General features: G+C 74.6%; 17 protein-coding genes. 9 read left to right on the forward strand and 8 right to left on the reverse strand.

Going from position 1 to position 19,582, the window contains the following annotated elements:
* The first annotated feature begins 264 nt into the window (after window positions 1-264).
* Window positions 265-1,389: a serine hydrolase domain-containing protein gene (locus ACYVO2_RS22625; RefSeq protein ID WP_461009761.1), complete on the forward strand. Its 1,125-nt coding sequence runs from the start codon at window positions 265-267 to the stop codon at window positions 1,387-1,389.
* A gap of 90 nt (window positions 1,390-1,479) precedes the next feature.
* Here ACYVO2_RS22625 and ACYVO2_RS22630 read toward each other — a convergent pair whose 3' ends face one another.
* Complete coding sequence (locus tag ACYVO2_RS22630) at window positions 1,480-1,953, reverse strand: winged helix-turn-helix transcriptional regulator (RefSeq protein WP_461009762.1); 474 nt, start codon at window positions 1,951-1,953, stop codon at window positions 1,480-1,482.
* A 65-nt stretch (window positions 1,954-2,018) separates the two neighbouring features.
* On the opposite strand from ACYVO2_RS22630, the gene ACYVO2_RS22635 reads away from it, so the two are divergent.
* Both ACYVO2_RS22635 and ACYVO2_RS22640 read left to right on the forward strand, forming a co-directional pair.
* The gene (locus ACYVO2_RS22635; protein WP_461009763.1) at window positions 2,019-2,957 is read left to right on the forward strand and encodes an NADP-dependent oxidoreductase; all 939 of its coding nucleotides are present in this window, start codon (window positions 2,019-2,021) and stop codon (window positions 2,955-2,957) included.
* Between the two features lie 273 nt (window positions 2,958-3,230).
* On the forward strand, window positions 3,231-4,256 hold the full coding sequence (locus ACYVO2_RS22640; RefSeq protein WP_461009764.1) for a helix-turn-helix domain-containing protein: 1,026 nt from the start codon (window positions 3,231-3,233) through the stop codon (window positions 4,254-4,256).
* Between the two features lie 293 nt (window positions 4,257-4,549).
* Here the strand turns inward: ACYVO2_RS22640 and ACYVO2_RS22645 are convergent, their stop codons facing one another.
* The 4 genes from ACYVO2_RS22645 to ACYVO2_RS22660 are packed head-to-tail and all read right to left on the reverse strand — an operon-like array spanning window position 4,550 to window position 9,717.
* Window positions 4,550-6,508 carry an amylo-alpha-1,6-glucosidase gene (locus ACYVO2_RS22645; protein ID WP_461009765.1) on the reverse strand — a complete coding sequence of 653 codons (1,959 nt, stop codon included), beginning with the start codon at window positions 6,506-6,508 and terminating at the stop codon, window positions 4,550-4,552.
* Window positions 6,505-7,863 carry an MGH1-like glycoside hydrolase domain-containing protein gene (locus tag ACYVO2_RS22650; protein ID WP_461009766.1) on the reverse strand — a complete coding sequence of 453 codons (1,359 nt, stop codon included), beginning with the start codon at window positions 7,861-7,863 and terminating at the stop codon, window positions 6,505-6,507. Before ACYVO2_RS22650 ends, ACYVO2_RS22645 begins: the two co-directional genes overlap by 4 nt.
* Window positions 7,860-8,660 carry a TIM barrel protein gene (locus ACYVO2_RS22655; RefSeq protein WP_461009767.1) on the reverse strand — a complete coding sequence of 267 codons (801 nt, stop codon included), beginning with the start codon at window positions 8,658-8,660 and terminating at the stop codon, window positions 7,860-7,862. The genes ACYVO2_RS22650 and ACYVO2_RS22655 overlap by 4 nt, the downstream gene beginning before the upstream one ends.
* A gap of 10 nt (window positions 8,661-8,670) precedes the next feature.
* Window positions 8,671-9,717, reverse strand: coding sequence for a zinc-dependent alcohol dehydrogenase (locus ACYVO2_RS22660; protein ID WP_461009777.1), 1,047 nt, complete (start codon window positions 9,715-9,717; stop codon window positions 8,671-8,673).
* Between the two features lie 125 nt (window positions 9,718-9,842).
* On the opposite strand from ACYVO2_RS22660, the gene ACYVO2_RS22665 reads away from it, so the two are divergent.
* The 6 genes from ACYVO2_RS22665 (at window position 9,843) to ACYVO2_RS22690 (ending at window position 16,893) form a co-directional block, all read left to right on the forward strand.
* Window positions 9,843-11,246, forward strand: a complete 1,404-nt coding sequence (locus ACYVO2_RS22665) for an ABC transporter substrate-binding protein (RefSeq protein WP_461009768.1) — start codon at window positions 9,843-9,845, stop codon at window positions 11,244-11,246.
* 31 nt (window positions 11,247-11,277) lie between these two features.
* Window positions 11,278-12,306 carry a carbohydrate ABC transporter permease gene (locus ACYVO2_RS22670; protein ID WP_461009769.1) on the forward strand — a complete coding sequence of 343 codons (1,029 nt, stop codon included), beginning with the start codon at window positions 11,278-11,280 and terminating at the stop codon, window positions 12,304-12,306.
* Window positions 12,303-13,187 carry a carbohydrate ABC transporter permease gene (locus ACYVO2_RS22675; protein WP_461009770.1) on the forward strand — a complete coding sequence of 295 codons (885 nt, stop codon included), beginning with the start codon at window positions 12,303-12,305 and terminating at the stop codon, window positions 13,185-13,187. Before ACYVO2_RS22670 ends, ACYVO2_RS22675 begins: the two co-directional genes overlap by 4 nt.
* Window positions 13,188-13,206: 19 nt before the next feature.
* A complete protein-coding gene (locus ACYVO2_RS22680) occupies window positions 13,207-14,406 on the forward strand; it encodes an ROK family transcriptional regulator (RefSeq protein ID WP_461009778.1) in 1,200 nt (399 codons plus the stop codon).
* A gap of 49 nt (window positions 14,407-14,455) precedes the next feature.
* Window positions 14,456-15,349 (forward strand): Gfo/Idh/MocA family protein, encoded by an 894-nt coding sequence (locus tag ACYVO2_RS22685; RefSeq protein WP_461009771.1) that lies wholly within the window; start codon window positions 14,456-14,458, stop codon window positions 15,347-15,349.
* A 194-nt stretch (window positions 15,350-15,543) separates the two neighbouring features.
* Entirely contained in the window at window positions 15,544-16,893 is a 1,350-nt protein-coding gene (locus tag ACYVO2_RS22690) for a S28 family serine protease (RefSeq protein ID WP_461009772.1), read from the forward strand.
* A gap of 95 nt (window positions 16,894-16,988) precedes the next feature.
* Here ACYVO2_RS22690 and ACYVO2_RS22695 read toward each other — a convergent pair whose 3' ends face one another.
* The 3 genes from ACYVO2_RS22695 to ACYVO2_RS22705 form a co-directional block, all read right to left on the reverse strand.
* The gene (locus tag ACYVO2_RS22695) at window positions 16,989-17,651 is read right to left on the reverse strand and encodes a response regulator transcription factor (RefSeq protein ID WP_461009773.1); all 663 of its coding nucleotides are present in this window, start codon (window positions 17,649-17,651) and stop codon (window positions 16,989-16,991) included.
* A 70-nt stretch (window positions 17,652-17,721) separates the two neighbouring features.
* Entirely contained in the window at window positions 17,722-18,936 is a 1,215-nt protein-coding gene (locus ACYVO2_RS22700) for a sensor histidine kinase (protein WP_461009779.1), read from the reverse strand.
* Window positions 18,937-19,395: 459 nt separating this feature from the next.
* A partial coding sequence (locus ACYVO2_RS22705; protein ID WP_461009774.1) for a hypothetical protein occupies window positions 19,396-19,582 on the reverse strand: 187 nt, incomplete at its 5' end.

Raw genomic sequence — 19,582 nt, forward strand, 5'->3', positions numbered from 1 at the left:
CCGCGCGGGCGGGATCGGGCCGCCCGACCGCGCGGTGCCGCCTCCCTCCGGAGTGGCGCCGAGCAGTACCTCCGGGGTACGTCCGGGATCCCGCCGGGGAGTGACGACCGCGCGCCCGCGGCGGCCTAGCGTTTCTGTCGGTGTTGTCGGTCGGGCACGATGTGCCCACGGCGCGAGGGAGCGCACATGGCTGGTCGGTTCCCGGTTCCCCGGGTTTCGGCTCCGCGAGTCCCGGTTCGGCGGCGCACGCTGCTGGCCGGGGGCGTGCTCGGCGCGGCGGGCGCGGCCCTGCCCGGCCGGGCGTACCCGTCGGCGGGGCGCCCCGTCGTCGGCGCACGCGCGCGGCGTCGCATCGCCGAGGGCCTCGACGCCCTGGTGCGGGCGGGCGCGGTCGGCGCGCTCGCCGCGGTGGCCCGGGGGGAGGACGAGTGGACCGGGACGGCCGGGGTCGCCGACCTGCGCACCGGCCGCCCGGTCCCGGTGGACGGCCGCGTCCGCGTCGGCAGCGTCACCAAGACCTTCGTCGCCGCCGCCACACTGCGCCTGGTGGGCGAGGGGCGGGTGCGCCTGGACGACCCGGTCGAGCGCTTCCTGCCCGGCCTGGTGCCCGGAGGCGAGGCGGTGACGGTGCGCCACCTCCTCACCCACACCTCCGGCGTCTTCAGCTACACCGAGGACCGGGACGCCCTCCCGCTCGACACCGAGAGGTTCCTCACCGACGTGCGGTTCCGCACCTTCACCCCACGCGAGCTGGTGGGCATCGCCACCCGCCACGCCCCCTACTTCCCGCCCGGCGGCGGCTTCCACTACACGAACACCGGCTATGTGCTGCTCGCGCTGGTCGTGGAGAAGGCGACCGGCCGTCCGTACGGCGAGTGGCTGCGCCACAGCGTCCTGCGCCCGCTCGGGCTGCGCCGCACCACCGTCCCCGGCACCGCCACGTCCCTGCCCGGCCCGCACCCCCGCGGCTATCTGCCGCTGACCGTGGACGGCCGCGCCCAACTGGTGGACGTCACCGCGCTCAATCCGTCCTGGGCCTTCTCGGCGGGGGAGATCGTCTCCACGCCCGCCGACCTCAACCGGTTCTTCGGCGCCCTGCTCGGCGGGAGGTTGCTCCGCCCCGCCGAGCTGAGCGCCATGCGGGAACCGGTGGCGACCGATCCGCAGGGCGTGGCCTACGGCATGGGCCTGTGGTCGCGCCCGCTCCGCGGCGGGCCGCGGGTGTGGGGCCACGGCGGCCGCATCCCCGGGTACCGCGCCCTGTCGGTCCACGCCCCGGACGGCACCCGCGGCGTCAGCCTGGCCTACGTCCCGTCCACGGCGAACGGCGCGGCGGAGGCCCTGGCGGCGGACGAGGTGGTGGAGGCGGTGTTCGCGGCCGTCTCCTGAAGCGGATTCCGCTCTCCGGCCCGCGGCGCCGGGCGGCCGCGCGACACCCCGGGCGCCGCACGGCCGCGCGCGCTCCGCCCCGCCCTGCGGTCAGGTGAGTGCCGCGGGGGCGGTGGCGGCCTGGTGGTCGAAGGCCGCGCGGGCGGCGACGATCCGGTCGGCGTGGGTGAGCGCCCACTCGCCGATGAGCACGGTCAGCCGCCCGGCCTCGTGCCCGAGCGGGGTCAGTTCGTACTCCACGCGCGGCGGCACGGTCGGGTACACCCGCCGGTCCACCAGGCCGTCGCGCTCCAGCGTGCGCAGGGTCTGGGTCAGCATCTTCTGCGTGATCCCGGGCAGGGCCCGGCCGAGTTGGTTGAACCGCATCGGCCCTCCGTGCTGCCGCAGCGCGCCCAGCACGTACAGCACCCACTTGTTGGCCAGCACCTCCAGGACCGTCCGGGAGGGGCACTCGGCGGGCGGCACGGTCCAGGGCAAGCCCTCGGTCGGCGCGGCGCGCACAGCGCCGTCGACATCTTCAGTGCCCTCGGCGGCGGCGGAAAAGTCCAGCGGGGCAGTATACATAAGGTACCTACCTTCCAATCAGGTGCCTACTTTACGTCAGGAACCACAGGCGTGAGTATGGGCGCATGACGACGATGCGAACGATCAGTCAGCGGACCGTCGGCGGTCCCGAGGTGCTCGAGGTCGTGGAGGTGGAGCGGCCCACCCCCGGCCGCGGTGAGGTCCTGGTGCGGGTGCACGCCGCGGGCGTGAACCCGGCGGACCGGAAGGTGCGCTCCGGGTATGTGCGGCTGTTCGGCGACCCGCCGTTCACCCTGGGGCACGAGTTCAGCGGCGTGGTGGCGGAGGTGGGCGAGGAGGCCGGCGGCTTCCGGCCGGGTGACGCCGTGTTCGGCTGGGTCACTCCGCCGCGCGGCGCCCACGCCGACTATGTGGTCGTGCCCCGGACGTCGCTGGCCGCGAAGCCCGTCAGCGTCGAGCACGTGCACGCCGCCGCGCTGCCCATCGCCGGGCTGACGGCCTGGCAGGCGCTGGTGGGGGTGGCCGGGGTCGGGCCGGGGCAGCGGGTGCTGGTCCTCGGGGCGGCGGGCGGGGTGGGGCACCTCGCCGTGCAGATCGCCAAGGCGCGCGGCGCCCATGTGATCGGCGTGGCCCGGGCGGCCAAGCACGGCTTCCTGCGGGAGCTCGGCGCGGACGAGCTCGTCGATCACACGGTGGAGGACTTCGCCCGGGCCCGGGACGTGGACGTGGTGCTGGACACGGTCAGCGGCGAGACCGGAGTGCGGGCGCTGGCCACCCTCCGGCCCGGTGGCACGCTGATCGACGTGGTGGGGATCGGGTTCGACCGCACGGAGGTGGCGCGGCGGGCGGCGGCGAGCGGGCGGCGCTTCGTGGAGCGCAACCTCGAGCCGGCCCCCGGAGACCTGGAGGCCCTGGCCGGGCTGGTCGACCGGGAGGGGCTGCGTCCGTTCGTGGAGGAGACGCTGCCGCTGGCGGAGGCCGCCAAGGCGCACGAGCTCGGCGAGAGCGGACGGGTGCGGGGGAAGATCGTGCTGGTGCCCTGAGCCGTTCCCCGGGGCCGGGCGCGCGGTCACGGGCCCTACGCGCCCCGCCGTCCGCCGTTCCTGCCCCGCTGCGCGCGAGCGGTACCGTGCGGTACCTCAGCCCGTCCACGCGGCGGCGGCCGGTACGCCCTTCGCCCGCTGAGGCGTCCAGGACGCCGGCTCGATCGCTTCTCCAGCGCGGCCCCCGCACCATTGCGGGTCCGTTCGGCCCCCGGTCCGGCACGGCCCGGCCGGGGGCCACCAACCGCACCGCGCACAACGGGGGAACGACACATGACGACCATGCCCGCTCCGCAGGACCTCTCGCTGCCCGAGGCCGAGCGCGCCGCGCGCTGGAGAGAGTCCTGTCTGCGCCTGCCCGTCCCGCTGCACGCCGACCTCGATCCGTCGGTGCCCTTCCGCGTCCGCGCCTCCGCCCTGACCCTCGGCGCCGTCCACACCCTCGCGGTGGACTCCTCCCGCTGCCGGATCCGCCGCACCGCGGGGCTGATCCGGCGCGCCGACCCGGAGATGCTCCTGCTCGACCTGGTGCTGCGGGGCCGCAAGACGGTGGACACCGGCCGGCAGAGCGAGGTCGGCCCGGCGGAGATGGTGCTGATGGACGGCTCCCGGCCGTGCCGGATCGCCGTGGGCACGGACGGCGACCGCGCCGTCCGGGGCATCGTCGTGATGCTCCCGCGCCAGTTGCTGCCGCTCGGCCCCCGCCTCACCCAGCGGGCGCTGGGCGTCCCGGCCAGCGCCAGGACCGGCCCCGGCAGGCTGCTGTCCGACTTCCTCACCACGCTGATGTCCGGCGAGTGCGGAGACCGGATACCGGACAGCGGCCGCCTCGGGGGCGTGGTGGCCGACCTGGTGACGGCCACGTACGCCGCCTGCCTCGACGAGGAGGCGGCGCTGCCGTCCGAGTCCGCGCGGGGCACGCTGCGGCTCCAGGTGCGGGACTTCGTCCTGCGCCACCTGGACGACGAGTCCCTGAGCCCGGCCACCATCGCCGCCGCGCACAACATCTCCGTGCGCTATCTGCACAAGCTGTTCCAGGAGGACGGCTCGACGGTCGGCGACTGGGTCCGCGGGCAGCGCCTGGAGCGCTGCCGCCGCGACCTGGCCGACCCGCTCCGGCACGACCGTCCCGTCCACGCCATCGCCACCCGCTGGGGCTTCCCCAACGCGGCCCACTTCAGCCGCGCCTTCCGGGCCGCCTACGGCCTGTCGCCGCGCGCCTTCCGCGAGCGGGCGCTGCTCGACGCCGCGGTTCACGACGAGACAAGCGGTGTGCGCTCGGGGTCAACGACTTCCTGATTCCGCTGCCCCACTCTGGGAGCACCGGGGCCCGGCCGCAGAGCGGTCGGCCGGGACCCGGCACCGGCCGTCGCCGACAGGGGGGGCGGAGCGCGGGAAGGGGCAAGGGTCAGCCCCGTCCTCCATGGGGAAGGGAGGACCGCGGTTCTCCGCGTCGGCGACGGCCGCCCACCACCGGCGGCCGTACGCCGACTGCACCGGATAGCCGCTTCAGGGCCGCGGTGCGGGCACGCATCGGGAGGGCCGGCCCGCGGCGCTGACCGCCGGACGGCCCGGCGCGCCGGACCCGCGGCTCACCGCCCCGCGCCGGCGGGTGCCGTCGCCGGCCGTTGCCGTGCGGTGCGCAGGGCCAGCGGGGTCGCCGCCGCCCAGGCCTGGGGGGAGCACGAGTGGGGGTAGGGGACGGGGCGGCCGGTGAGGGAGCGGTCGTGGCCGGCGATGACCTCGGGGAGGCGGTGGCCGTGGTGGGCGGCTGCCGCGGCGAGTCCGTCGGTGACGGTGCGGAGCTCGTCGGCGAGGCCGTGGCGGGCCAGGCCCAGGGCGATGACGGCGTTGTCGTGGGGCCAGGCGCTGCCGCGGTGGTAGGACAGCGGGTGGTAGGCCCGCTGTCCCGCGGCCAGGGTGCGGATCGCCCAGCCGGAGAAGAAGTCCGGCTCCAGCAGGCGCCGTCCGACGCGGCGGGCGCGCTCGCCGTCCAGGATGCCCGACCACAGCAGGTGGCCGGCGTCGGAGGCCAGGGCGTCCACGCGGCGTCCCGCGCCGTCCAGCGCCAGCGCCGGGAAGTCGGCCTCCGGCATCCAGAAGTCCGCCAGGAAGCGGTCGCGCAACCGGTGCGCCGTCTCCCGCAGCCGGCGCGCGTACGGCTCGTCGTGCCACAGGCGCTCGGCCAGTTCGGCGGTGCGCAGCAGCGCGTCGTAGGCGTAGCCCTGCGCCTCGGACACCGCGATGGGGCCCTGGGCCGGGGTGCCGTCGGCGAAGCAGACGGCGCCTTCGGAGTCCTTCCAGTTCTGGTTGAGCAGGCCGCCCGGGTCGGGGCTGTAGACGAGGTAGCCGCGGGTACCCAGGCCGCCGTGGTCGAGCATCCAGTCCACGGCCCGCCGGGCGTGCCGCTCGAGGCGGGTGGGCAGCGCCCGGTCGCCGGTGTGCCGGTGGTGGGCGTGCAGCAGGATCAGGAACAGCGGTGTGGCGTCCACGGCCCCGTAGTAGCGGCCGTAGGGGACCTGGCGGAAGTGGGCCAGTTCGCCGTGGCGGGTCTCGTGGACGATGCGCCCGGGCTGTTCGCCGCTGGCGGGGTCGTGCCGCCGGCCCTGGGTCGCGGCGAGGGCGCTCAGGGTGGCGGCGGCGGTGCCGGGGCGGTGCGGCAGCAGGAAGTACGACGTCAGCAGGGCGTCGCGGCCGAACAGGGTGAGGAACCACGGGATGCCCGCGGCGGGGACGCGCACCTGCTCGCCGTCCACGCCGGTGGCCCGGATGGTGAGCAGGTCGAGGTCGGCCAGGCCCCGCCGGCAGGCACGGTCCAGGTCGCCGGCCCCGGCCGGCTCCTCCGGGCGCGGCCGGGGGCGGGGCGCCGCGGGGGCGGGGGGCGGCATGCCGTGGGGGTGGGCGCGCACGGTCAGGTGGAGCTCGGCCTGCCCGTGGCCGTCGAGGGGCAGGTGCCAGGTGAGGATCCGCGCGGTGGCCCGGGGTGAGGTCTCGTCGGGGCGTACGGCGTCGGGGGCCGGGCGGCAGGTGAGGGCGGTCCTGGAGTGCCAGTCGGCGCGCCGGTGGTCGAAGAGCACGCCGTCGTCCGTGGCGCGGGCCTCGTGGCGGGCGCCGGGTCTGGGGTAGGAGCGGTCGTCGCCGCGCAGCTCGAACAGGTCGGCGAAGTCGGCGTCCACGGCGAGGTCGAGGCGCGCGGTGACCGGGTCGGGGCGGTGGCTGACCAGGCGCAGGTGCTCGGTGAACGTGGCCTCGGTGACGCTCTGGCGCCGGAACACGGTGCAGGCGGGGGGCCGGTCCCGGGTGCCCCGGGGCGTCAGCACGGCGGTGGCGGTGCCGCCGTCCTCGGTCCGCGCCGGGACCAGCGTGGCGGGGGCGGTGCCGTCCACGGTCAGGTGCCAGCGGCTGAGGTGGCGGGCGTCGCGCAGGAACAGCCCGCCGGGGACGGTGCCGTGGTCCTCGCCGATGCCGCCGTCGGGGCGGAGGTGGGCGAAGGTGCCGTCGCGGACCAGTTGCGGGTGGCCGCCGGGTCCGGGGTCGCCGGCCGCGGTCACGGCGCGGTCTCCTCGTCGGGGGCGCACAGCAGGTCGAGGGTGAGGGCGGCGGTCCAGGAGAAGTGGCGCGCGCCGCGGCCGGCGCCGGTGAGGGGGTCGATGTACTCGGCGAAATCGGACCGGACGGCCTGGGCGAGGAAGCCCGCCCGGAGGCGGTCGGCCGGGACGTGGAGGCGGTGGGCGCGCAGCCCGCGGTGGATCAGCCAGGCGGTGTTGAACCACGCCGGGCCGCGCCAGTAGCGGTGCGGGTCGAAGGCGTGGCCGGTCAGGTCGTAGCTGGGGACCAGCCGGGTGCCCGGCGCCGTGAAGTGCGGCCCGGCGAGCGTGCGGTGCAGGCGGCGGACGATGCCGCGGGGCAGGTGCGGGACGACGAGGGGGGTGAGGCCGGCGACGCTGCGCTCCTGGACCAGGGCGTCGGTGGTCAGGTCGCGGGCCCGGAACTGCCCCGAGGTGTCGTCCCACAGCCACTCCACCAGCCGCCGGGTCAGCCGTGCGGCGCGCGCCCGGTGCGGCTGCGCCGGCAGCCCCAGGTGGCGGGCGATGCGGGCGAGGGCCAGTTCGCCGACGATCAGCAGGGCGTTGAAGGAGGGGTCCTCCACGGCGAAGCGGTGGCGCGCCCTGTGGTCGTCGTAGCCGGCTTCGCGGTAGTCGCCGGCGAGCCGGACGTAGCGGCCGTAGTCCAGGTCGGTGGGCCGGTCGGCGGGGTGCCCGTGGTCCAGGTCGGCGCGGCGGAACGCGCCGGGGGCGGCGGGTTCGACGCGTTCCAGGGCCCGGTCCCAGCAGGGGCTGTTGTCCATGCCGGACTCCCAGGGGTGCACCACCGCCGCCAGGCCCGCGCCGCCGAGGTCGCGGTGGGTGAGCAGGTAGTCGTGCCAGGCGGCCAGCCGCGGGTGGACGCGGGCGAGGAACCCGCGGCGCGCGGACTGCTCCGGGTCGGCCCGGTGCACCAGCCAGGCCGCCAGGGCGTGCACCGGGGGCTGGACGATCCCGGACGTCTCCGGGGTGGCGGGCGCGCCCGCCGTCCGGCCCGCGCGGGAGGACTGCCAGAAGTCGGGGCTGGGGAAGTAGGCGCCGTGCGGCAGGGCGGGGTTGAAGACGATGTGCGGGATGCGCCCGTCGGCCCACTGCCCGGCCAGCAGCGCTTCGAGTTCCTGCTGGGCGCGGCGGGCGGACAGGTGGCGCAGCCCGATGGCGATGAACGCGGAGTCCCAGCTCCACTGGTGGGGGTAGAGGGTGCGGGAGGGCACGGTGGAGGTGCCGGTCCAGTTGGTGAGGAGCACCCGTGCCGCGGCGCGCCGCGGCGGCACGGGGTGGTGGGTCGTGCCGGGCGCGTGCCGGTCGGCGAGGGCCTTCACGCGCCGGCCCTGCGCAGGAAGCCGGGGACGGAGCGGACGGCCTCCTCGGGGTCGCCGGTGAGGCGGCACTCCAGGGCGAGGTGGCCGTCGTAGCCGATGGTGTGCAGGGCGCCCACCCAGGCGGGCCAGTCCAGGTGGCCGGCGCCGGGCTGGAAGCGGTTGGAGTCGGAGACCTGGGCGTGCCCGATGAGGTCGGCGTGGGCGAGGATCGCGGCCGCGGGGTCGCTCTCCTCGATGTTCATGTGGTAGCTGTCGATGCCGATCCGGATGGAGTCCAGGCCGATGGTCCGGATCAGGTCGGCGGCCTGTTCGAGGCGGTTGACCATGTGGTCCTCGTAGCGGTTGAGCGGTTCGAGGAACAGGGTGACGCCTTCGCCGCGCGCGTGCTCGCCCAGCTCCGCCAGCCCGGCCAGCAGGATCTCGCGGTCCTCCGCCGCCGAGCGCGGGGGTTCGAACGGGGGCAGGCGGCGGGAGAACATGCCGTAGGAGGCGGGGGTCTGGGCGCCCACGCCGCCGATCTCGGCGACCACGGTGAGCTGCGACTTCATCTGGGCGATGGCGTCGCGGCGCAGGTCGGGGTCGAACGCGCCGAGGAAGTGGAGCATGTCCACGCACACCGTCGGCATGACCACGCCGTCCTCGCGGGCCTGCTTGAGCTCCGGCAGGCGGGAGGCGAAGTGGAGGTCGCCCTTGCCGCGCAGTTCGACGGCGTCGTAGCCGGCCTGCTGCGCGAACTCCCACTTGGCCTGGAGGGTGTCCCCGGGAAGGAGCTGTTCCTGAGCAGCGATCTTGAGCATGTGGGGCCTTTCAGAATTCCAGGACGACCTGGAGCGCCTCGGCGGGGCGCTCGTCCAGCAGCGTGTAGGCGGCGGCGGCGTCCGCGGCCGGGATCACGTGGCTGACCAGGGAGGCGACGTCGATCTGCCCTTCGGCGACCAGCCGCAGGAAGGTCCGCTGGAGCCGCTCGACGGTCCAGCGGCCCGACAGTTGCGCGGGGACGCCGCCGATCTGGGAGCAGACGAGCTGCACCCGGTTGTGGTGGAACTCGTCGCCCAGGCGCAGGCCGACGCCGTCGCCCTGGTAGAAGCCGGAGGCCACCACGCGGCCGCCGACGGCGACCGAGCGCAGGGCTTCGTGCAGCGCCGGGTAGGCGCCGCTGATCTCGATGGCCAGGTCGGCGCCGAGCCCGGCGGTGGCCTCGCGGATGCGTTCGGCGACGGCGTCGGTGCGGGCGTTGAGGGTGCTGTGGGCGCCGTGGCGGGCGGCGGCCTCCAGGCGGACGTCCAGGGCGTCCACGGCGGTGACCCGGGCGCCGCTGAGCCGGGCGAGGCGGGTGGTGAGCAGCCCGATGACGCCCTGCCCGAACACGGCGACGTCCTCGCCGAGGTGGATGTCGCCGGCCAGCACCGCGTTGTGGGCGATGGCCCCGACGCGGGCGAAGGCCCCGGCCAGGGGGTCGAGGCCGGCCGGCAGGGTGTGGCCGATCATGCGCTCGGCGGGGACGATGCCCTCGCTGCGGTGCCCCCAGATGCCCCACACCACGTCGCCGGGCCGGGGCAGGCCCGGGGTGCCGGCCAGTTCGGGGGAGACCTCGACGACTTCGCCGACCTCGGAGTAGCCCCAGCCCGCCACGGGGTACCGGATGCCTGCCGCGCCGTCGCGGAACAGGCGCGCCTGCGGGTCCCAGGTCCGGGTCAGGTAGGGGTTGGTGCCGCGGTAGGCGGTGAGTTCGGTGCCGGCGGAGATGCCCGAGTAGCGGGTGCGGACGCGCAGATGTCCCGGGGGCAGTGCGGCGCCGGCGTGCTCGGTCACCTCCACCTGGCGGGGGCCGGTGAACTGGACGACGCGTTCCACGGGGGCTCCGGAGAGGTTGCTGGACGTGATCAGGACGACGATAGCCCGCACTTATGTCTTGTCAATAGGCAAAAGCCATGCTGAGATGCCTGCCCAGCAGACGTAAGTCGGAATGAGGACACGCAATGCGCCACACGAGCCGGCGGTCGAGGACGACCGCGGTGGGCCTCACCGCAGCCCTGGGACTCGGGCTGCTCACGGGCTGCGCGGGCAGCACCGGGCCCGGGAAGCCGGACCGGGAGATCACGGTCTGGTCCCAGGAGAACCTGCCCGACCGCGTCGCGGCGACGCAGGAGATCATCGACGGGTTCGAGGAGGAGACCGGCATCAAGGTCCGCCTCGTCGGCGTCGACGAGGGCCAGATGCCCCAACTGATCATGTCCGCCGCGGCCTCCGGCACACTGCCCGACGTCATCGGCGCGGCGCCGCTGGGCCAGGTCTGGCAGATGTACAGCAACGGCCTGCTGAACACGGAGATCCCGAAGCGGATCGTCGACGGGCTCGGCCGGGGCACCTTCGAGGCCAACGCGCTCGCCCTGACCTCCGACGGGGGCACCAGCCTCGGCGTGCCCTCGGACGCCTGGCTCCAGTTGCTGGTGTACCGCAAGGACCAGTTCGACCGGGAGGGCCTGGCTCCGCCGGACACCTACGCCCGCGCCCTGGCCGCCGCCGAGGCGCTCACCGCCGACGGCAACCACGGCATCTCCGCGGCCACCGACCCCGGTGACGTGTTCACCTCGCAGAGCTTCGAGAGCCTCGCCCTCGCCAACGGCTGCCAACTCGTGGACGACCACGGCGACGTGGCGCTGACGTCCCCGCGGTGCGAGAACGCCTTCGACACCTACGACCGGCTCGCCCGCGGCCACGGCGCGCCCGGCACCCAGACCGTGGACTCCACCCGCGCCACCTACTTCGCCGGCCGGTCCTCCATGGTCATCTGGTCCTCGTTCCTGCTCGACGAGCTCGCCGGGCTGCGCGAGGACGCCCTGCCGAGCTGCCCCCAGTGCCGGCGGGACCCGCGGTACCTGTCCGGCAACAGCGGCATCGTCACCGCGCTGAAGGGCCCCGACGCCGCCGAGCCCGCCCAGTTCGGCGAGATCACCTCGTGGGTGACCACCAAGACCGCCGAGACGGCCGCCTCCCGGGAGTTCATCGAGTACATGATGGGCCCCGGCTACGAGCCCTGGTTCGGCATGTCGCCCGAGGGCAAGATCCCCGTCCGGCACGGCACGGCCGCGCAGCCGGAGCGCTACCTCGACGCCTGGCGGCACAGCGACATCGGCGTGGACACCAAGAAGCCCTTCGACGAGGTCTACCCCGAGAGCCTGCTCAACCAGCTCGCCGCGGGGGTCGGCGACATGCACCGCTGGGGCATCACCCAGGGCGAGGGGGCACTCGTCGGCGCCACCAACGGCGAACTGCCCGTCCCCAAGGCCATCGGCGCCATGACCAGCGGCCAGCTCTCCCCGTCCGAGGCGGCACGCGAAGCCGACGACGAGGTCGCCGCCCTGAAGAAGTCCCTCCAGTAGCCGCCCGCACGCACCCCGCAGAGGTCCCGCCATGACGACAGCCCCCTCCGGCGCGGTGCAGCGCCGGGCGCCCGACGACGCCCCGCCCCCGCGAGCCGGCGAGCCCCGCGGCCGCTCCCGCCGCCCGATGACCGCCGCCCGCCGGGCCAACCGCGCCGGCCTCGCGTTCGTCTCCCCCACCTTCGTCGTGGTCCTGGTGGTGGTCGTGCTGCCCATCGCGTGGACCGTGCTGCTGGCGTTCCGGCACGCCAAGCTCGTCGACATCCAGGGCATGGGCCTGTTCGGCGACTGGACCCTGGACAACTTCACCCAGGTCTTCGACTCCGCCGGGTTCTGGTCGAGCCTGACCACCACGCTCGTCTACACCACGGGCGCCACGCTCGGCTCCATCCTCCTCGGCCTGGTCGCCGCCCTCGCGCTGCGCAGGCCGTTCCGGGGCCGGGGCGTGCTGCGCGCGGTGATGCTGCTGCCCTACGTGGTGCCCGTGGTGGCCGTCGCCTTCGTCTGGGAGGTGGCGCTCAGCCCGCAGTACGGCATCGTCAACGACTGGGGCCGGCGCCTGTTCGGCTGGGACGACCCGATCGCCTTCCTGTCCACCCGCGAGTACGACCTGCACCTGCTCGGCGTGCACGTCACCGTCCCGCTGGCGCTGCTGACGGTGATCGCCTTCGAGTGCTGGCGGTACTTCCCCTTCGCCTTCCTGTTCCTCCTCGCCCGCCTCCAGGCCGTGCCCGACACCCTGGAGGAGGCCGCCACCGTCGACGGGGCGACGGTGAGCCAGCGCTTCCGCCACATCCTGCTGCCCCAGTTGATGCCCGTCATCGCGCTGCTGTGCGTCCTGCGGTTCATCATGACGTTCAACAAGTTCGACGACGTGTACCTGCTGACCGGCGGCGGCGCGGGCACCGACGTCGCCGCGGTGCGGGTCTACGACTTCCTCACCGCCCGCTACGACGTGGGAGCCGCCGCCGCCCAGGCCCTGGTCCTCGCCGCCTCCCTGATGATCCTGCTGGGCCTGTACTTCAAGTTCTTCGGCAACAAGGTCCAGGAGGAGTCGTGACCCGCAAGGCCGCCCTGACCCGGGCGCGGTTCGAGGACCGGCTGTTCGGCGTGCTGCGCTGGATCGTCATCGCGTTCCTCGCCGTGATCACCCTGCTGCCCTTCTACTACATGCTGCTGCTGTCGGTGAAACCCATCGACGCGCTGCTGCTCGACCCCGGATCCCTGTGGGTCTCCACGAAGGACTTCACACTCGCCACCTACCAGGAGGTCCTGCGCTCCACCGACGACGGCGGGCAGGGCTTCGTGACGTTCCTGCGCAACTCCGCGCTGGTGTCCCTCGGCACCGTCGCGCTGACCCTGCTGGCCGCCGTGCCCGGCGCCTACGCGGTCAGCCGGCTGAAGTTCTTCGGCCACCGCCAGGTCAGCGCCCTGTTCCTGGCCGTCTACCTGTTCCCCTCGACCCTGCTGGCCGTCCCGCTGTTCGTCATCTTCGCCAAGCTGCACCTGTCGTCCAGCCTGGCGGGCCTCGCCGTCGTCTACGTCGCGCAGACCGTGCCCGTGTCGATCTACATGCTGAAGAACTACCTCGTCACCATCCCCCGCTCCATCGAGGAGGCGGCGGCCCTGGACGGCTGCACCCGCCTCCAGACCATCCGCAAGGTGATCCTGCCGCTCGCCCTGCCCTCCCTCATGGCGACCGGCCTGTACGTCTTCATGATCGCCTGGAACGAGTTCCTGTTCGCGCTGCTGTTCCTGGCCGCCGACCCCGACAAGTGGACCGTCTCCCTGGGCCTGGCCCAGTTGTCCAACGGCATCGAGGTCCCCAAGACGATCCTGATGGCCGGATCCGTGGTGCTGACCGTCCCCGTGGTACTTCTGTTCTTCGCCGCGGAGCGCGCCCTCACCGAGGGCCTGACCAGCGGCGCCGACAAGAGCTGACCCACTGGGAGCACACGTGATCTCGCCGCACCAGGTCAGCGCGGGCGAGCTGCTGCAACTGATCCGCGGCGGCCGCGCCAACACCCGCGCCGACCTGCAACGCGCCACCGGCCTGTCCCGCTCCACCATCGGCCACCGGCTCGACCTGCTCAACCGGGCCGGCTGGCTGCGGCACACCACCGGCAGCTCCACCGGCGGCCGCCCCTCCCACCGCATCGCGTTCGACCCCGGCCACGCCTCGGTCATCGCCGCCGACCTGGGCACCAGGCACGCCCGCGCCGCCGTGCTCGACCTCGCCGGCACCCTGCTCGCCGAGCACACCGGCCCCCTGAACATCAACGACGGCCCGGACCAGGTGCTGGACCAGCTCGCGAGCCGGTTCCCCGACCTGATCACCGCGGCCGGAGTGGACTCCACCAGGGTGTGCGGCATCGGCCTTTCCGTGCCCGGCCCGGTCGACTGGGAGACCGGCCGGGTCGTCCAGCCGCCCATCATGCCCGGCTGGCACCAGTACCCCATCCGGGAGCGGCTCCAGCAGGCGTACACCGACCACGTGGGCCCCGCCATGGAGGAGGACTCGGTCCCGGTCCTCGTCGACAACGACGCCAACCTCATGGCGCTGGCCGAGCACCAGGCCAACCACCGGGACTGCCCCGCCTTCCTCCTGGTCAAGGTGTCCACCGGCATCGGCGCGGGCGTCGTGGTCGGCGGCAGCGTCTACCGCGGCATCGACGGCGGCGCAGGCGACATCGGCCACATCCGCCTGCACGACCGGTCCGACGCCCTGTGCATGTGCGGCTCCTACGGCTGCCTGGCCGCCGTCGCCAGCGGCCGGGCCCTGGCCAAGGAGCTGTGCGCCCTCGGCGTGGAGACCGCCTCCGGGTCGGACGTCAGGCGCCTGCTGGTGGAGGGGCACCCGGACGCGCTGCGGCTCGCCCGGGAGGCCGGGCGGCGGGTCGGCGAGGTCCTCGTCACCGTCGTCACCCTCCTCAACCCCGGCGTGCTGATGCTGGCCGGGGACCTGTCCGGCGTCCCCTTCCTCACCGGGGTGCGCGAGCTGCTCTACCAGCGCGCCATGCCCCGCACCACCGCCCACCTCCAGATCGTCACCTCCCGCCTCGGCGACCACGCCGGGCTGATCGGCGCCGCGACCATGATCGTCGAGCACCTCTACTCGGCGGCCTGCGCGGACGCCCGGCTGGAACGCCTCGCACGCTGACCCCACCCCCCTCCCCCGCACCGACCCGCACCGCGCCGACAGGATCACCGTGACCACCGCACCCGCACCCTGGCCGCACCCGCCCGTCGAGGTCGGCCTGGTGGGCGCCGGTCCCTGGGCCAGGGCCATGCACGCCCGCATGCTCGCCACCGGCCCCGAGACCCGGCTCGCCGCCGTCTGGGCCCGCCGCCCCGAGGCCGCCCGCCAGGCCGCGGCCCCCCACGGGGCCCGCGTCGCCGCCCGCTTCGACGAGCTCCTCGACCACTGCGAGGCCGTCGCCTTCGCCGTGCCGCCCGCCGTCCAGGCCGAGCTGGCCCCCCTCGCCGCCGCGCGGGGCAAGGCGCTGCTGCTGGAGAAGCCGCTCGGCCCGGACCTGCCCGCGGCGCGGCGCCTGGCCGACGCCGCCGCCGAGGCGGGCGTCGTCACCCAGCTCGTCCTCACCAAGCGCTACCACCCCGCCACCCGCGCCTTCCTGGCGGCGGCCCGCGCGCTGGACGTCGCCGGGGCGCGCGCCTGCTACCTGCACGGCGCCTTCCTGGGCGGCGACTTCGCCACCGGCTGGCGCCTGCGCCACGGCGCGCTGCTCGACCTGGGCCCGCACCTCCTCGACCTGCTGGACACCGCGGCCGGCCCGATCACCCGCGTCCGCGGCACGGGCGATCCGCGCCGCTGGATCGAGCTGACCTGCGAGCACGTCAACGGCGCCGTGAGCCAGGCGTCGCTGTCCGGCTCGGTCGCCGTGCCGCACACCCTCACCCGGGTCGAACTCTTCGGCCCGGCCCAGCCGTTGATCTACGACACCACCGGGATCGACCACGAGGAGTGCTGGCCCGTGCTGCGCCGGGAGTTCGCCACCGCCGTGCGCACGCGCACGGCGAACGAACTGGACGCCCGGCGCGGGCTGTACCTCCAGACGCTGCTGGACAAGGCCGTCCTCGGCTGACGGTGCCGCGGGCGCCCGCGTCTCCCCCGCACGGGGGAGACGCCCCCCACCGGCAGGGGATCCGGCCCCGTCTCCCCCCGGCTGTACTGGAACGGTCAGCGGTGAAACGGACGGACGCCGACCGCGCCGGGTGGACCCCCACCACGGCCGGGAGCGGCGCGGGGAGGAGCGCGATGCGCGGGTGGACGAGGCGAGTGCTGGTACCGGCGGCGGTCACGGGGGCGCTGGTGGCGACGTTGACCGCGCCCGCGGTGGCGTCGGCCGGGACACCGGCCGCTGCGGCGGTCACCGGCGGAGCCGCACAGCAGGCGGACGTGCTCGACGCCCTGCGGGCCCTGCCGGGGCTGCGGGTCATCGAGGAGCGGCCGGGCGCCGAGCCCGGGTACCGCTTCTTCGTGCTCGGGCTGCGCCAGCCCGTCGATCACGACGACCCCTCGGCCGGCACCTTCGAGCAGCGCCTCACCCTGCTGCACACCTCGACGGACCGGCCCATGGTGCTGTTCACCACCGGGTACGAGGTGCCGCTGTCACCGCGGCGGACGGAACCGGCCGTGCTCCTCGGCGCCAACCAGATAGGCGTCGAGCACCGCTTCTTCGGCACCTCCCGGCCGGCGACGGACGACCTGTCCCGGCAGACCATCCGGCAGGCCGCCGACGACCACCACCGCGTGGTCCAGTTGTTCCGCCAGCTCTACCGCGGCGCGTGGATCTCGACCGGCGGCAGCAAGGGCGGCATGGCGTCCGTCTACCACCGCCGCTTCCACCCCGGCGACGTGGACGGCACCGTCGCCTACGCGGCGCCGCACAATGTGAACGACCGCGAGGACTCGGCGTACCTGAAGTTCTTCGACACCGTCGGCACCGCCTCCTGCCGCGAGGCCATCCAGGAGGCGCAGCGGCAGATGCTCCTGCGCCGTACCGAGATGGTCGCCCGCTACGAGGACTGGGCGGCGTCCACCGGCAACACCTTCCGCGTCATCGGCAGCGCCGACAAGGCCCTGGAGATCGCCGTGCTGCGCGCGCCGATGATGTTCTGGCAGTACCGCACCACCGCCCACTGCCCCGCCATCCCCGGCCCGGACGCCACCACCGAGGAGCTGTACACCTGGCTGGACGCCACCTCCAGGCTCACCGTCTACACCGACGCCGTGGTGGAGGAGCACATCCCGTACTTCTACCAGTTGGGCACCCAGATGGGTTACCTGGACGTCCCCACCTCCCACCTGACCGGCCTTCTGCGGTACCCGGGCGCCACCGAGCCCCGCGCCTTCGTCCCCAGCGACATCCCGATGCGCTTCGACCGGCGCGCCATGCCGGACATCGACCGCTGGGTCCGCCACCACGGCAGCCGTCTGCTGTTCGTCAACGGCGCCCAGGACTCCGCGGTCGCCGAGACCTTCCGGCTCGGCCCCGGAAGCCGCGACTCCCGCGTGCTGTGGGCACCCGACGCCAACCACAGCGTCCGTCTCGGCGACCTGTCCCCCACGGAGCGGGCCGAGGCCACCGCGACGCTACTGCGCTGGGCGGGGGTTTCCTCCCGGTAGACGGGGCCGGACACCGCCGCGCCGCACCGCAGTCCGCTGCGGGGCGGCGCGGCGGTGTGTGGCGGGTTGCGGTGGGGTGGGTTGCGGTGGGGTGATCAGCCCGGGGACACGAACCCCGACTCGTACGCCGCGATGACCGCCTGGGTGCGGTCCCGCGCCCCGAGCTTCGCCAGGACGGCGCTCACATGCGACTTGACCGTCTCGGTGCCCACCACCAGCCGCCCCGCGATCTCCGCGTTCGACAGGCCGCGCGCCATGAGGCGCAGCACCTCCTCCTCCCGCTCGGTCAGCGCGGCGCGCTCCATCGCCTCCCGGGCCGCGGCGTTGCCGTGCTCCTCGCCGTACGCGGCGGCCAACCGTCGCACCGCCGCGGGGAACAGCAGCGAGTCGCCCTCGGCCACCAGCCGCACGGCGTGCACGATCTCCGCCGGCCGCGCCCGCTTGAGCAGGAACCCGTCGGCGCCCGCGCGCAGCGCCCCGTACACGTACTCGTCGTTCTCGAAGGTCGTCACCACCACGATCTTCGGCGGGTCGGGCACCGTGCGCAGCACCGCCCGGGTCGCCTCGATGCCGTCCATCAGCGGCATCCGCACGTCCATGGCCACCACGTCGGGGCGCAGCCGCCGCACCAGGGGGATCACGGCGGCCCCGTCGGCCGCCTCGCCCACCACCTCGATGTCCGGCTGGGCCTCGAGCACGGCCCGCAGCCCCATCCTCACGAGCGGCTCGTCGTCGACCAGGAGAACGGTGAGCGGCATCCCGTCAGCCTAGATCACCGATCACTGAACACCGGGCACTGATCACCGGGCACTCGGCACTCGGTGCCGATCACCGCAGCGGCAGCTCGACGCGCAGCAGCCACTGGTCGCCGTCCCGTCCCGCCCCGGCCTCGCCTCCGAGCAGCGCGGCACGCTCACGGATCCCGCGCAGCCCGCTGCCGCCGCCGGAGCCGGTCACCGGCACCCCCACCGCAAGCGGGTTGCGCACCTCGAGCCGCAGCCGCGCCCCCTCCACCGCGATGCGGACCCGCACCGGAACGGGACCCGCGTGCCGCAGCACGTTGGTGAGCGCCTCCTGGAGGATCCGGTAGCCCTCACGGGACACCGGAGCCGGCACGTCCTCCAGCGGCCCGGTCACCTCGGCGTCGACCCGGGCGCCCGAGGACCGCGCGGAGTCCAGCAGCCGGCCCGCCTCGTCGAGGCCCGGCCTGCTGCCCGCCGGCCGCCCCGTCTCGCGCAGCACGAGCAGGACCCGCTCCAGATCCTCCAGCGCCTCCCGTCCCGTTTCCTCGATGGTCTCCAGCGCCCGGTCGACGAAGGCCGGGTCGGCGGCCGCCCGGGCGGCGCCCGCCTGCACCACGGCCAGGGTCAGGGCGTGGCCGATGGAGTCGTGCAGCTCCCGTGCGATGCGGTTGCGTTCCAGCAGCCGCTCGGTGCGCTCCTCCAACGCGGCCAGCCGCTCCTTGGCCGAGGGCCCGAGCAGCCCGCGGGCGGCCTCCGCCATGAGCGCCCCCGCCACCGCGACGACCGCGAGCAGCACCAGCAGGGGCACCGGCACCAGCAGGGCGTAGCCCCACCCCGCGCCGGTGACCTGCAACAGCGGGTCGGCTACGCCGGGGTCACCGACGATCGCCCCCGTGAGCGACAGGGACAGCGCCATCAACTGGAGCGTCACGAAGGCGACGGCGAACCCCACCTCCATGCGCAGCACCAGCCAGACGCCGGTCCTGGCCCGATCGCTCCAGGAGGCGGAGGGAACGGCGGAGACACCCGCGTCCTCGTCGCCCTTCACCCGCGCGTGCGGCCCGGGGAACAGCATCAGCCGCGCCTGCAAACCCTCCGCCCGGCGCATCGCGGGCACCACGGCCACCACCAGGACGAGGGGGACCGGCAGGACCGCGATCAGCAACCAGTCGGCCGGCGACGGATCGACCAGCCCCGGATAGACCATGGCGCAGCAGAACGGCACGATCGACCCCACCAGCAGGTGCAGCCAGCGGGTGTACGTGACCGCTCGTGTCAGCGGCGAGAGGAGGCCCGGCATCACGCCGCCATCGTGCCAGCGCGACGAGGAGGGGTGCCTCCCCCGCGCGGGGGAGGCACCCCTGGTGGTGGGGCCTGCCCCGACGGGTTCCCGTGACGGCACGAGCCGGAAACGCTCGGGGGCGCACCCTGTGGTGGGTGCGCCCCGGGGGGGTGGAGCGGTGTGGTGCCTTGGTGGTTGGTTTTTGGTCGGGTCGCGTGATCGTTGGGGTGTCGGTCGTTGGGTCGTTGGTTTCGGGTTGCGGGTCGTGGGTGGTCGGGTCGTGGGTCGTTGGGTCGTGGGTCGTGGGTCGTGGGTCGTTGGGTCGTGGGTCGTTGGGTCGTGGGTTTCGGGTTGCCGGGTCGTGGGTGGTCGGGTTGTAGGTCGTTGAGCCGTGGGTCGTTGGTTGGGGGGTTGTCGGGTCGTTGGTGGCGGGTTGTCGGGTCGTAGGGGTGGTCGGGGCGTTGGCCCTCGGGGGTGTCAGGCTGCCGTGGCGACGAGCCTGACGCTGCGGACGGTCTCGCCGCGGGTCTCGGCGACGGCCAGGATCTCGTCCAGGGCGTGCAGCGCGTTGGCGGCCTTCACGCAGGCGAACTCGCTGGTGAACCGGACCACTGCGCGGACCTGCGCCGGGGTGGCGCCTTCCAGCAGGGCCTGCTCGACGTGG

The sequence above is a fragment of the Streptomyces capparidis genome, from assembly GCF_054782095.1.